Origin of the sequence: Arboricoccus pini (assembly GCF_900187945.1) — a bacterium.
GTDB lineage: Bacteria > Pseudomonadota > Alphaproteobacteria > Geminicoccales > Geminicoccaceae > Arboricoccus > Arboricoccus pini.
Genome location: NZ_FYEH01000017.1, coordinates 36617 through 50013 on the forward strand (window position 1 = coordinate 36617; position 13397 = coordinate 50013).

Consider the following 13397-nt stretch of genomic DNA (forward strand, 5'->3'; position numbering starts at 1 on the left):
GTCAATACCCGTCCGTGGCGGCTGGGGCTGGCATCGCCTCATCGCTCGAAGCGGCTTGGCCCCCAAACAGGCCGTCGCGCACGCGGTTGACGCAATCGTAGAAGGCAGGCGTGCGCATCAGGCCCAGATGACGGGGGCGTTCGAGCGGCACCTCGATCGTCTGGGAGATGCGGCCTGGCCGAGGCTGCATGACGAAGACTTCGTCTGACATGAATACCGCCTCGGTGATCGAGTGGGTCACCAAGAGCGCCGTCGTGCCGCTTTCCGACCAGACGCGGAGCAGCTCGAGATTCATTCGCTGGCGGGTGATCTCGTCGAGTGCCCCGAAGGGCTCGTCCAACAGCAGCACGTCCGGCCGTAGCATCAGCGAACGGGCGATGGCCGCGCGCTGCTGCATGCCGCCGGACAATTCATTGGGCAATGCGTCCTCGAAGCCTTTGAGCCCGACAAGCTCGATCAGATCGGCGGCACCTTGGCTCCGTACCCGCGTGTTGTTACGGCCCAGAATTTCGAGCGGCAGCTCGATATTCTGCCGCACCGTCCGCCAGGGCAGCAAAGTAGGCGACTGAAAGACGAAGCCCAGCGCGTTGGCGAGCCTGGCCTGCCTCGGCGATTCGTGGCCCAGGGTCAGGCTGCCCGAGGTTGGTTGGGCGATATCGGCGATCAGCCGCAACAAAGTGGATTTGCCGCAGCCGCTAGGTCCGATGATCGAGCCGAAACGCCCTGCATTCAGCCTGAGATCGACCTTGTCGAGAGCGACGACCGGCTCCTTGCGCCCTGCGAAATGCATGGACACGTTCCTGACCTCGAGATCGCGCGACATGTCTAGAGGCCGTCAGCTCAGTGCCGCGTCGACGAAGCTTGGATCGCAGAGATCCGCGGCTTTCATGTCGGACTTGATGAGGCCCACCTTGCGGTAGAGGTCGATGATCTGCTGATAGAGGAGAGGGTCGATAGCCAGAAGACCTTTCGTCTGGCCGGCGCCGGCGACGATATAGGGCTTGCTCGCCTTGAGTTCGGTCAGCTGCGCCGTGTAGTCCAGTCCGGGGCTGCCATATTTGTCCACCATCAGGCGGGCGGTCTCTTCGGGGTGATTAAGCGCCCAGCCCCAGCCGGCGATGGCGCCTTTGAGGAAATTCACGACGAGCTGGCGGTTGTCGTTGAGAAAATCCTCGCGCGCGTAGATCGTCCCGGCCGTCTCCGGCATGCCCAGATCCTGCGCGTTCAAGGCATAGATCTCGACCCCCCTCGTCTGCAGCATGACACCCTGGTTTGTCACATAGCCCGAATAGGCATCGAGCTGACCGCCGATCAAGGCCGATGGATCGGGCGAGGAGGGCACCATGTTGACCGATTCGGGATCGACGCCGGCATCGGTCAGAAGGTTCAGCATCAAGGGCTTGTTGGACGTCGCCACGGCGATGGTCTTGCCCGACAGTTCCTTCAAGCTCTTGATCGGCTTGGAGGCGAGACTCATGATGCTGAACGGACTTTTTTGAAAGACCGTGCCGATGATCTTGATCGGAATACCTTTTTCCCGGGCGATGATCAGGGGACCAGAGGGGCGGTCGCCGATCATCATCTGACCGCTCGCGACGTTGGCCACGGGGTCGATGTTCGGACCGCCGGGATTGAAACTTGCCTCGATGCCGAATTTTCCGAACGTGCCCTGGTCGATCCCGGCGAAATAACCGCCATATTGGATGCTCTTGATCCAGGAGAGCTGAAAATTCACGGGCGATGCGGCGGCGGCGCGCACCGTTCCGCTCAACGCCGCGGTCCCGGCGAGCGCGGCCGTGCCGGCTAAGAGAAAGTGACGTCGAGGAAGCGAGGCAGGCACGTTCATCTCCAAATGCGACCGCGCTGGCGCATGAGCGGGCTCTCAATGGGCGCCGGGACCTTCAGACCCGCAAGGAGTATGCCAGCGGGATATCTTAGCGGATCAGGCGCATCTGGGCATCCGCTCGCCGAACATCTCGACGACACCTTGGCCGCTCTCCGCTATATGATCCCGCAAACGCAGGGCCGCCGTGACTTTGTCACGCTCCAGAGCTGCGTCGACGATCTTGCCATCCATGGGGGTGAGGATCGCGTGCTGCGCGCGTGCCAGCACGGCGATACGGCGATAGCGGTCGAACTGTGAGAGCAGCCCCGCGCAATAGGTGAAGAGGCGAGGCGAGCCGCAGGCGCCGATCAGACTGAGATGAAAGGAGCGGTGCAGATCTTCCCAAGTCTCGTCGATCAGGTGCTCCTGCGTCCGTTTGTGGCGGCTAAGTTTATGAAACGAAGCGATAATTCGCGCTTCCCATTCGACGTCGCCGCAATCGATCGAGGCCTCGAGCGCCATCACTTCGAGGCGTGTGCGCATCGCGATGACGTCCATGAGGTCGGCAAGCGACACATCGGCCACCCGGAAGCCTCGCTGTCCTTCCTGCATCACCAAGCCTTGGCCTGCGAGACCGGCCAGGGCTTCGCGCAAGGGGCTCATGCCGATCGCATAGAGGGGGCCGATCTCGGCCAGTTTCAGCTTCGCACCCGGTCGCAGCCGGCCGAAGAGAATGTCGGCTGCCAGCTTACGCTGCACGTCCTGCGCGCCGGTCCGAATTTCTATGTCTGGCAGCTTCATCGCGCACTTGCTCTCAATATCCCGTGCACAAGGCATAACCACAGGGAGGTCATAAAGTATACCAAATGCACAAATTAAGATGTTTGTAGAAAATATCGATTTTTTGCCGTTGCCGTCAGCCGCAGCGGTGGAAGCCGGCTTGATAGAAGTTGCGCAGTCGCGCTCCGAGCTTGTCGGAGACCTGCCGCCAGGCCTGATACGCGCCCAGGCCGTGGCGCACCTGAGCGTCCATCTCGGCGCGGGCGCCCGAAAGGTCGATGCCGGTTAGACGCCCGTCTTCGACGACGGTCCGTCCGGCCACGACCATGCGCGTCAGGATACGGGAGGTGGCTCGGTGCACCAGCACGTTGACCGGATCGGCTGGCATCAGGATGTCGCTGGAGATCGCGCCGTAATCCAACGCCATGAGGTCGCCTGGCGCCCCGGCAGCCACGCCGCTGCCGGGGGCTAGGCCGGCCACGCTATGGCGGCCGCCATAGCAGGCCGCCCGCAGGAGCGTGCCGAGTGGCAATCCGCCCTCAAGGCCGGTGCCCTTGTGGAGGAGGTAATTCAGCCGGATTTCCCGAAAGCCATCGTCGTCGTCGTCGAAGGAAAACCCGTCCATGCCGATGGCTAGCTTCATCTGTCGGCGAACCATCTCCGCCACGGGTGGTCTGCCGGAGCGAAGGGACAGATTGGAGGAGGCATTGGTGGAGAGTGTTACCCCGCGCGCGGCCAGGAGTTCCATCTCGTCCTCCCGCAGCCAGACACCGTGTGCCACGGAGAGCCGTTCGGAGAGCAGCCCCAGGTCGTCCAGGTGGCGGATCGGCTGGCCTTCGTGGAGATGATCGAGATATTCCCGCTGCAGGCCTGATTCCAGGAGATGCATGTGCACCCGGCGCCCCGTCTCGGCTGATCGCCGGGCTATCTGCTCCAAGAGTCCGTCGGAGCACCATTCCATGCCGTAGGGGCCGTACTGCACGCTCACCAGCGGCGATTCGAGTTGTTCCGCCAACGCTTCCACCAGCCTCATCTGTTCTGCAGGTGAGCGCATGGAGGGTATTAGCTTCTCGCTTATTTTGGCCTGATCCGACGGGTCCAGTCCCTCCAGAATCTGTTCGTCGGGGCCGTACCCCAGCGGGTTACGGTCGCGCATCGACACGGCGATGGCAACGCGCACGCCGATGTCCTGCGCCGCTCGTGCCACGGACTGGAGCTCTACGGGCAGGGCGTTGGCGTCGTTGGGGCGCGTATAGTGGATCATTATGGTGCCGATCCCGCCTAGCGCCTGCCTCCCGAGGGCCGTGGCAGCCACCAGATAGGGATCGGGCTTGGGGATGTTGCTCATCGCCGTCAGCCACAATTCTAGGGGCAGGTCGAAGGCGCCTAACGAAATCGGCTTGATGCCCCGCAGATGATCGTGGGCATTGGCCAGTACAGGCATCAAGAGCGTGGTATTCGGCGCCGTGTCGTCGTCGATCACGGAGCTGATCTCGGTGCCGGCGAAATGAACCGAGGCGGGTTTACAGCAAGGGCATCCTAAGGGTCCGAAATCGATGAGCTGGCCGCGCATGACGGACTGAGAGTTCATTGTGTCCACGCTTTGAACTGAAATCGTCGTTCGGCCGATGAAGCATGTTCTATGCCGAGGCCTTTGGTGCGGCCAACTCCGCTGCCAGTGCGAGGGCGAAGGCGCGCGCCGCCAGGGGCAGTTCGCGAGCGCGCAGCTGGCAAAGAACAAGCTCGGCCAGCGGCACCTCGCCGCTGGCCAGCGGACGTGCGACCAGCGACTGCTCTTCTTTCGCGGGTTGGCCGATCTCGATCTGGAAGGAGACGAGATTTTCGTGCCGCACCGTGGCCCGCAGCATTTCGAACGAGTTCGATACCTGGGCCACGCAGAGATCGAGTTCCATGCGCGTGGCCGCGTCATCGATCAGGCGCCGCGTGCCCATGCCGGCCGAGGGAAGCGCCAGGGGATAGTCCGCGCAGGCTTTGAGCGACACCTCGGACTGGCTGGCCAGCGGGTGATCGGCCCTCAGGATCGCCACCAGGCGCTGCGGCAGCACCGCGAGGATGCGAAAGGCCGGCACCATTCCTTCCTTGACCACCAAGGCGAGATCGGCCTCGTAGTCGCTAAGGGCAGCGAGGGCCCGATCGTGCGCGCTGACCTCCACCTCGAATGACAGTCCCGGATGCTGGGCGCGAAACCTTGCCGTGCTCATCGGCAGGAATTCATGGGCCACGGCCTGGCTGCAGGCGATCCGCACCGGCCCGCGTCGCAAGCCGGCCAAGGCGTCGATCGTCGCGCGCAGCCGCTCGGCCTCGGCCAGTTGGCCACGTGCGTAGCGCAGAAACGTCAGGCCGGCTTCGGTTGGCCGCACGCCACGGGAATGCCGCTCGAACAAGTCAGCGCCGATCTCGGCCTCAAGGTCCTGCACCCGGCGGTTCATGGCCGAAGGGGTGAGGTTGAGATTAAGGGCTGCCTGCCGGATCGATTGGGTTCGGGCGATCTCGCAAAGATAATGCAGCACGCGCAGATGACGCATGGTCGCTTTCCCGTGTTGCTTTTCCGGCATCGCCCCGAGGCAAATATAGCAGTGGATTGCTTCGCGCCATCGGGGCTCCATGCGACGGCGTGCAAGAGGAGACAAGGATGGATTTGGGGCTTCGCGATCGGGTGGCCGTCATCACCGGGCCGGCCAAGGGCATGGGCAGCGCAATAACGCGCGCCTTTGCTAAGGAAAACTGCCGACTGGCCTTATGGGCGCGCGACACCGGGGCCGTGGTACCCTTGCAGGCCGAGTTGGCGGCATCCGGCACCCAATCCCTCATCGTGGCCTGCGACCTTTTGGATTCGGCGGCCTGTGAGGCGGCGGCCCTGCAAACGCTCGAGGCGTTCGGACGCATCGACATCCTCGTCAATGTGGCTGGTGGCTCCGGACCGATCGGCAAGACGGGGGCGGAGACCAGCGCCGCGGAATTCGACGAGATCGTCACTTTGAACATGAATGGCTGTTTTCATGCCATTCGCGCTGTCTTGCCAGCGATGATGGCGCAGCACGATGGCAAGATCGTCAATGTCGGGGGCACATTCGGCATGCGAGGCCGGGCAGGGCGCATGGCCTACTCGGCCTCGAAATGGGGGCTTCGCGGCATCACCAAGAGCTTCGCCCTCGAGGCCGGACCACACAATATAAACGTTAATTGCGTCGCTCCAGGCATGGTGGATGGCCCCCGGTTTCGCGACAAGGTCTGCCGCAACATGGCGCGACAGCTGAACATCACCGAGGCCGAGGCAGCCCGTCGCCATGCCGCCGACTATGCGCTCCAGCGCATCACCACCGACGTCGATGTGGCCAATGCCTGCCTGTTCCTCGCGAGCGACGCCGCAAGGCAGATTACCGGCGTCGATTTGCCGGTGGATGGCGGCTGGGCAGCCCTTTGAGGAGTAATTGGATGACCCCTTCCATGACCGCCGATCTCGTCATCAACGGTGGCACGCTCGTCTCCGAGAATGTCTCACTGCCAGCCAGCCTAGCGATCAAGGATGGTCGAATTCTGGCCATCGCCGACGAGACTGCCATGCCGCCCGCACGGGAAACCCTCGATGCGACCGGCCTGCACATTCTCCCGGGTGCAATCGACGCGCATGTTCATTTCCGCGATCCCGGCTATCCCGACAAGGAAGATTTCGCCAGCGGCACGGCTGCGGCTGCCTTCGGCGGTGTCACCACCGTCTTTGACATGCCCAACACCCTGCCGACGGTCGCCACTGCCCATGCGCTGGCGGACAAGCACGCGATCGCCGCGAGCAAGGCCCATGTGGATTACGGCCTCTATGCGGTTCTGGGTGAAGAGAGCCTTGCCAACGTGCAGGCCCTGATCGAAGGCGGCATCATCGGCTTCAAACTCTATATGGGCAACACGTTCGGGCGCATCCCTTCGCCCGACACCGGAGCGATGCTGGAGGCTTTCGAACTCGTCGCCCCGACTGGCAAGCGCATAGCCCTGCACGCCGAGACGAACTCGATCATGGAGCGGCGGGAGGCGAGGCTGCGCGCGGCCGGCCGCACCGATCCCCTGGCCCATCTCGCCGCCCGTCCGGCCGTCGTGGCGATCGAGGCCGTCTCGCGGGCGGCCGTGCTGGCCGAATGGACGGGTGCTCGCATCCATGTCCTGCACATCTCCTCGGCCGCCGAGCTTCGTCCCTTGCGCGAGGCCAAGGCGCGCGGCGTCGAGATCACCGGCGAGACCTGCCCGCAATATCTCTTTCTCTCGGATGCGGATTACGCCCGTCTTGCCGGTGTCATCCGCGTCAATCCACCGGTCCGCGAGGCCCAGAATCAGGAGCCGCTCTGGACGGCCCTGCAGGACGGCACGATTGACATGATCGCCACCGACCATGCGCCACATACCCGCGAGGAGAAGACCCGCGCGGACATCTGGACGGTCGATTGCGGCTTTCCCGGGGTCGAGACGCAGATGCCGATAATGCTGACCGAGGCAGGCAATGGGCGCATGGCAATCGAGGATTATGTGCGCTGGAGCTCGGCCAATCCCGCCAGGGTCTGGGGGCTCTATCCGCAAAAGGGCGCCTTGATGGTAGGCTCGGATGCCGACATCGCCATCGTTGACTTGAACCGCCCATGGACGGTGGACGATGCCCGCCTGCAGACCCGTGGCCGGATATCGCCCTGGCACGGGCGTCAATTGACGGCTTTGCCTGTCCACACCCTGGTCCGTGGCCGCTTCGTGATGAAGGATCGCGTCCTTCAGGACGACACGCAGGGCTGGGGCCGCTCGGTGCATACCCTCCAGAACCTGCCGGCCCCGACCGTGCGCCACGCCCAATCCAGCATGGCCGAGATCACCCGGATGCCCGGCACGCCTGCCGCCGCGTTTTGACCTTGATCGTCATCACCCTTCGAACCGTCCCTGGGCATCGTCGGACGGCCAGGTTTTATGCTGCAATGACAGGGCACCGTTCAAACGCGACTGGTCAATCTTCCGATCGATCCCAAGGCGGAACCGGCAGGAAGCCCCTGACCAACGCATCGACGACGACGCGCACCTTTGGCGTCATGTCGCGTGCCTTGGGCCAGAGGACATGTATCGGCATGTCGTCGACACCAGCGGCGGTAAGTACCGCTTCGAGGCGGCCGGCGCGGAGGTCAGGGGCGGCCAGCCAGGTTGAGAGATAGGCGAGCCCGGCGCCGGCTAGGGCCGCCTGGCGCAACGCCTCGCCGTGACTGACGGTATGCCGGGGTCTGACCCGTACGCTGACATGCTTGCCGGCCTCATCCAGCAACACCCAGGGCAAGGCGCGCCCGTCGCGGGCGTAAACGATGCAATCATGACCCGTGACATCGGCTGGCGTTCGCGGCCGTCCCCGGGTGTCGAGATAGGTGGGCGAGGCACAGAGCAGCGAACGCTGGGTGCCGATCTTGCGCCCGATCAGGCTCGCCATATCCCCGGGCCGGCCGAGCCTTACGACGAGATCGACGCCGTCCTCAACGAGGTCAACGTGCCGATCGGTGAACGAGATATCTAGGTCCAGGCCGGAATGCCGGCGGACCACATCGAGCAGGACCGGCATGACCCATCGCGGCCCGAAAGAGACCGGAAGGCTGACGCGCAGCAGCCCCGAGACCTCCTGCCGACGTGAGGCCAGCAAGGCCTCGGCGTTGCTCAGCTCCGCCAGAACCTTAAGGCAGCTCTCGTAATAGGTCCGCCCTTCAGCGGTGAGTCCCAGTCGGCGCGTCGTGCGGTCGAGCAGGCGCGCGCCGATCCTGTCCTCCAGTCGCGCCACGTTCTTGGCGACGGCGGATTTGGAGAGGCCCATCCCGGCGGCCGCGGCGGTGAAACTGCCGAAATCCACCGAATGCACGAACGCGGCTATGCCGGAGAGATGCGAATGCGGGTCGGTGCTCATCTCATTGACGACAAATGGGAGGAAGTCTTTGCCGAAATCAGCGCCACAACGGCCATTAGGTTGTCAATAGATTGCTTGTGGTGCGGCGGCCATTACGGAGCCGCCTGTTTGAGGATTTGCAATGAACGATACCATGCGCGTATGGCAGCTTTCAGCCTTCGGCCTCGGCAACCTGAAGCTCGTCGAACATCCGATTCCGTCGGTCGGTCCACGCGACGTGCTGGTCAAGGTCGGCGCCGTATCGCTCAATTATCGCGACAAGCTGATCGTCGAAGGCCAGTTATTGCCGGATCGGCCTGCCATGCCTTTCGTTCCGGTTTCCGACATGGCGGGGACGATCGTCGCCATTGGCGATGGTGTGACCCGTTTCGGCGTGGGCGATCGGGTGATGGGTAATTTCTGGACGCAATGGATCAATGGCGCTCCGCCACCTGAAATGCGCCGCCACGGGCTGTCGCTTGGCGGGCCGCTGCCGGGTGTCCTGGCCGAATATGTGGTGATCTCGGAAGATGTGGCGGTGGCGGTCCCATCCTCGCTTTCCGACGAGGAGGCCTCGACCTTGCCGATCGCGGCGCTGACGGCTTGGTTCGCCCTGGTGGAGACGGGGCGGCTGACCGCGGGCGAGATCGTCCTTGTTCAGGGCACGGGTGGCGTCTCGCTCTTCGGTCTGCAGATCGCGGTGGCGCTAGGTGCTCGGGTGATCATTACTTCGCGCGACGCCGGCAAGCTCGAACGTGCGAAGGCCTTGGGCGCCTTTCACGGCATCGACACATCTGCCACGCCGGCCTGGGCTGCGGAGGCCATCGAGGTCACGAGCGGCGATGGCGTCGATCATGTTCTGGAACTAATCGGAGGGGACAATCTGCGCCAGTCGCTGGACGCGTTGAGCAGCGGCGGCCGAATCGCCCAGATCGGTTTCCTCGGTGGGGCGGACATCTCGCTGACCGCCTTGCAACTGATGTTGCGGCGAGCGGTGATCCAGGGAGTCTCCGTCGGCCATCGACGCGGCTTCGAGCAGATGAACGACGCGATCGAACGCCACGGAATCAAGCCGGTGATCGACCGGGTTTACCCCTTCGACGAAGCCCTCGCCGCCTACGCCCATCTGGATCGTGGCCCGTTCGGGAAGGTGGTCATCTCTATCGTCTGATCGCTGCGGGGTTTATGGCAGAGTCACGTGCTCGACGAGATGATCGAGTACCGCCCGAATGCGCGCGGGAAGCGGTCCGGCATGTCCCAGGTAGACAGCATGCACGGTTTCTGTATCGCGCGGATTCAGGTCTTCCAGCACGGGTACCAAGGTTCCGGCGCGGATGTCGGGGCCGATGTGGAACAGGTTCAGGCGGGTCAGACCCACACCGTCGAGCGCCAGACGGCGCAGGCTTTCGCCATTGCTGGCCAGCACGCCCGCGCTTGGCGGGAGTGTCACGATCTGTCCTTCATGCAGAACCTGCCAATCAGGCACGCTGCGGGTAAAGTCGAAAGAAAGGCGGGCGTGGCGTTCAAGCTCCGCCAGAGACCGTGGCGTGCCATGGCGTTCAAGATAGGCGGGCGAGCCGACGATCGCATAGCCACTCTCGCCAAGCTTGCGCGCCCGCAGCCGTGACGGCCGCAAGATGCCGGAGCGAATGGCCACATCGGCCCCTTCCATCGCGAGATCGACGATCCGATCGGTCAACACGATGTCGAGGTCCACTGCCGGGTACCGGGCCCGCAATCCCGGCACGAGCGGCAGTAGCTTGTGCAAGCCGAAGGGCACATTGGCGTTGATACGCACTGGCCCGCGCGGTACCGCGCCAGCCGAAGCCTCCCGCTCCGCCTCTGCAATGTCGGCAAGCACCCGAACGCAGCGGCCGTAAAAGGTGCGGCCTTCCGGAGTGAGTTGGAGCTGGCGTGTCGAGCGAAGCAAAAGCCGGACGCCCAGCCGCGCCTCCATCCGCGTCACGAGTTTGCTTACCCCCGAGGGGGTAAGCCCAAGAGCTTTGGCGGCCGCCGAAAAGCCGCCGCGATCGACGGCCTGGACGAAGATCTCCATTTCGCCGGACCGATTGACCGTGGATAGACCCATATGACTTCAATTCACAAACAATTTTCCAATGACCAGTCTAATCAAGACTAGCAAAGCGGCTCAAGGTCAACTTCTTCGTGTCAGTCCGGGCGCGCGGAGGAGACGCTTGTGCCGATTACTGTTCCTGCGCTCATCGTCGGTGCCTGGCGTTTCGAGGACCAGCCATGAGTGATATGCCACTTCAAAAAGCATGGACGTGGGAGCGATTCGGCGAACCAGCCGCGCTTGTGCTTCGGGAAAAGCCTGTGCCGATACCAGGCACCGGGGAGATTCTCGTCAACAACATGATTGCCGCGCTCAACCCTGTCGATTGGAAGATCATCGCTGCGGGTCATACGGCGTGGAAGCCCGGCCATGTGCCGGGTGTCGATGGTGTTGGCCAGGTGGTTGCGATAGGCGATGGCGTGCACCTGCCGCTTGGCACCCGTGTTGCCTACCACCAGAGTCTGGCGCGAGACGGCAGCTTTGCCGAATACACCTGCATTTCAGCAGACTCGGCTCTGCTTGTTCCGCCCGGGCTTTCGGACGAGCTGGCCGCAACAGTTCCATGTCCCGGCCTTACGGCCTGGCAGGCGTTGCAAAAGGTACCCCCGCTTCCTGGCCGTGACGTTCTCATCACTGGCGCAGGAGGTGCCGTCGGCCATTTCCTGATGCAGATGGCGCTGGCACGCTCCTGGCGCGTATGGGTGACGGCATCGCCGAAACGCCATCCTCAGCTTCTGTCGTTGGGCGTTTCAGGGTGCTTCGATTACCACGACGATGCATGGCAAAGACAACTGGAAGACCGGCTCGAGCCACGACGCCTCTTTGCTATCTTTGATACGACGGGCGGCGCCTACGCCGCATCGCTGGCACCGATGATTGGCTATAATGGACATCTGGTCTGCATTCAGGATCGGATCGAAACGCAGCCGCTTCCGCCTTTCACGACCTCAGTGTCGCTGCACGAGGTGGCGTTGAACGCGGTTTATGAGCACGGCACGGCGCAGGATTGGCAGGACTGGCGTGAAGCCGGTCATGAGGTTCTCCAAATGGTGGCGATCGGCAGGCTGCGATCCCCACGCATTCTCGTCATGCCTTTCAGCGGACTTTCGTGCGCACTCGAACTTTCAAAGAGCCGCAAGATCGAGGGCAAGGCGCTCGTCCGGTTCTGATCAGAAGGTTTCACGCGGCGTGCCTGTCGAAGGGACTGCCACTTGGTCGTGCGAGCCAATGCGGAATTGATGATGGCGAGGGGGGATCTAGGCCTGGATCCCTGGCGAGAGGGTCTCATCCGTGCTGTCCGGAATTTCTTGCCGTAGCTTCGGTACTTGATTGAGCCCGCGGCCAGGTTCGGCGTGGCGTTGATGCGGTAGCGCGGCCCACGATCACGCATGGGACTATCCCACCCGTGACCCTAACGGCACAGCTGCCGAAGTTGAGCGTTTGTCCGGTCTATCGTCACCGCGAGAGCCGGCTTCTTCCTGACCTGTCCCAGTTACGCGTTGATGGCGAGGCACGGTGATTTGGGGAAGATCGAGCGACACCCAGTCGGCCGGGAGCAACATCGTCGGTACAGGTAACGCCGGCTTGTGTATTGAGCATTCGGTCGCCGCTGGACGGCGGCTGTTCGGCGCGGCAAATTTGTCTGCCAGTCGGTTGGCGTGGCCATGAGCCTAGAATAGCGGTGTGAAACCGCGCGGCTGTTAAGAAAAGGGAGGTAGTTTGATGAAGATATTGCGGGCCGTTGAAAAGATACCGGGCGGGCTCATGCTCGTTCCTCTGGTCCTGGGCGCCTTATGCAAGACATTCGCGCCCGGCGCTGGCGGTTATTTCGGTTCGTTCACCAATGGCCTCATTACCGGCACGGTCCCCATTTTGGCCGTCTGGTTCTTCTGCATGGGGGCGACGATCGATCTCAGGGCCACAGGTCTCGTCCTGAAAAAGTCCGGAACGCTTGTCGTCACCAAGATCCTGGTCGCCTGGACCGCGACCTTGATCGCCTCACACTTCATTCCGGACGGTGGCATCACGACCGGGCTCCTGGCCGGCCTCTCGGTTCTGGCCATCACGGCATCGATGGACATGTCGAATGGTGGCCTATACGCGGCCGTGATGCAGCAATACGGGACCAAGGAAGAGGCCGGTGCCTTTGTCTTGATGTCGATCGAATCGGGACCGCTCGTCAGCATGCTGATCCTGGGTGCCGCCGGCGTCGCCTATTTCGAGCCCCGCCTCTTCGTCGGCGCCGTCCTGCCTTTCCTGATCGGCTTTGGCCTGGGCAATCTCGATGCCGATCTTCGCGAGCTCTTCGGCCGCTGCGTCCTCCCGCTCATTCCGTTCTTCGGATTCGCGCTCGGCAACGGTATCGACCTTAACGTGATCGTGCAAAGTGGCTTCGCCGGCCTTGTCCTGGGGCTGGGTGTCATCGTCGTCACCGGAATCCCGTTGATGCTGGTCGACCGCTTCATCGCCGACGGGAACGGCACAGCTGGCATCGCCGCCTCCAGCACCGCTGGCGCCGCCATTGCCAATCCGACTCTGATTGCCGAGATGCTGCCCCAATTCAAGCCGCTGGTGCCAGCGGCGACGGCGCTTGTGGCGACGGCGTGCCTAGTTACGGCAATCCTGGTTCCTATCCTGACAGCGACCTGGGCCAGGCGAATGGCTGGCATGGCCGAGGAACCATCGGACCTCGCCTCGCCGCAGACCGTCGAACCCATGTGACCCTCGCGGCGCGGTCACGCCCGATTTCAATGGCCCGCAAACATCACCCGCATGAGATTTTGTCTTGGCCAATCGGCCTGATCAGG

General features: G+C 63.1%; 12 protein-coding genes. 5 read left to right on the forward strand and 7 right to left on the reverse strand.

Annotated elements, in window-relative coordinates:
• Window position 1 precedes the first annotated feature (1 nt).
• From CFB17_RS17025 to CFB17_RS17045, 5 genes are all read right to left on the reverse strand, one after another.
• Window positions 2–790, reverse strand: coding sequence for an ABC transporter ATP-binding protein (locus CFB17_RS17025; RefSeq protein WP_243389928.1), 789 nt, complete (start codon window positions 788–790; stop codon window positions 2–4).
• Between the two features lie 45 nt (window positions 791–835).
• Window positions 836–1840: an ABC transporter substrate-binding protein gene (locus tag CFB17_RS17030; RefSeq protein ID WP_165769677.1), complete on the reverse strand. Its 1005-nt coding sequence runs from the start codon at window positions 1838–1840 to the stop codon at window positions 836–838.
• A 102-nt stretch (window positions 1841–1942) separates the two neighbouring features.
• Window positions 1943–2626 carry a GntR family transcriptional regulator gene (locus tag CFB17_RS17035; protein ID WP_165769678.1) on the reverse strand — a complete coding sequence of 228 codons (684 nt, stop codon included), beginning with the start codon at window positions 2624–2626 and terminating at the stop codon, window positions 1943–1945.
• 115 nt (window positions 2627–2741) lie between these two features.
• Window positions 2742–4196, reverse strand: a complete 1455-nt coding sequence (locus tag CFB17_RS17040; protein ID WP_088562780.1) for an amidohydrolase family protein — start codon at window positions 4194–4196, stop codon at window positions 2742–2744.
• Window positions 4197–4245: 49 nt separating this feature from the next.
• Window positions 4246–5151, reverse strand: coding sequence for a LysR family transcriptional regulator (locus CFB17_RS17045; protein WP_165769679.1), 906 nt, complete (start codon window positions 5149–5151; stop codon window positions 4246–4248).
• Between the two features lie 107 nt (window positions 5152–5258).
• Here CFB17_RS17045 and CFB17_RS17050 point away from each other — a divergent pair, with 107 nt between their 5' ends.
• Both CFB17_RS17050 and allB read left to right on the forward strand, forming a co-directional pair.
• On the forward strand, window positions 5259–6050 hold the full coding sequence (locus CFB17_RS17050) for an SDR family NAD(P)-dependent oxidoreductase (protein WP_088562782.1): 792 nt from the start codon (window positions 5259–5261) through the stop codon (window positions 6048–6050).
• An 11-nt stretch (window positions 6051–6061) separates the two neighbouring features.
• Entirely contained in the window at window positions 6062–7510 is a 1449-nt protein-coding gene (gene allB / locus CFB17_RS17055) for an allantoinase AllB (RefSeq protein WP_088562783.1), read from the forward strand.
• Window positions 7511–7604: 94 nt separating this feature from the next.
• On the opposite strand, the gene CFB17_RS17060 is transcribed toward allB, so the two are convergent.
• A complete protein-coding gene (locus tag CFB17_RS17060) occupies window positions 7605–8537 on the reverse strand; it encodes a LysR substrate-binding domain-containing protein (protein ID WP_088562784.1) in 933 nt (310 codons plus the stop codon).
• A gap of 121 nt (window positions 8538–8658) precedes the next feature.
• On the opposite strand from CFB17_RS17060, the gene CFB17_RS17065 reads away from it, so the two are divergent.
• The gene (locus CFB17_RS17065; protein ID WP_088562785.1) at window positions 8659–9687 is read left to right on the forward strand and encodes a zinc-dependent alcohol dehydrogenase family protein; all 1029 of its coding nucleotides are present in this window, start codon (window positions 8659–8661) and stop codon (window positions 9685–9687) included.
• A 12-nt stretch (window positions 9688–9699) separates the two neighbouring features.
• On the opposite strand, the gene CFB17_RS17070 is transcribed toward CFB17_RS17065, so the two are convergent.
• Entirely contained in the window at window positions 9700–10605 is a 906-nt protein-coding gene (locus tag CFB17_RS17070; RefSeq protein WP_088562786.1) for a LysR family transcriptional regulator, read from the reverse strand.
• A gap of 173 nt (window positions 10606–10778) precedes the next feature.
• On the opposite strand from CFB17_RS17070, the gene CFB17_RS17075 reads away from it, so the two are divergent.
• Together CFB17_RS17075 and kdgT are read left to right on the forward strand one after the other, a co-directional pair.
• Window positions 10779–11759 (forward strand): zinc-binding dehydrogenase, encoded by a 981-nt coding sequence (locus CFB17_RS17075; RefSeq protein ID WP_407642437.1) that lies wholly within the window; start codon window positions 10779–10781, stop codon window positions 11757–11759.
• 553 nt (window positions 11760–12312) lie between these two features.
• Window positions 12313–13311 (forward strand): 2-keto-3-deoxygluconate transporter, encoded by a 999-nt coding sequence (kdgT, locus tag CFB17_RS17080; protein ID WP_088562788.1) that lies wholly within the window; start codon window positions 12313–12315, stop codon window positions 13309–13311.
• The last annotated feature ends 86 nt before the right edge of the window (window positions 13312–13397 follow it).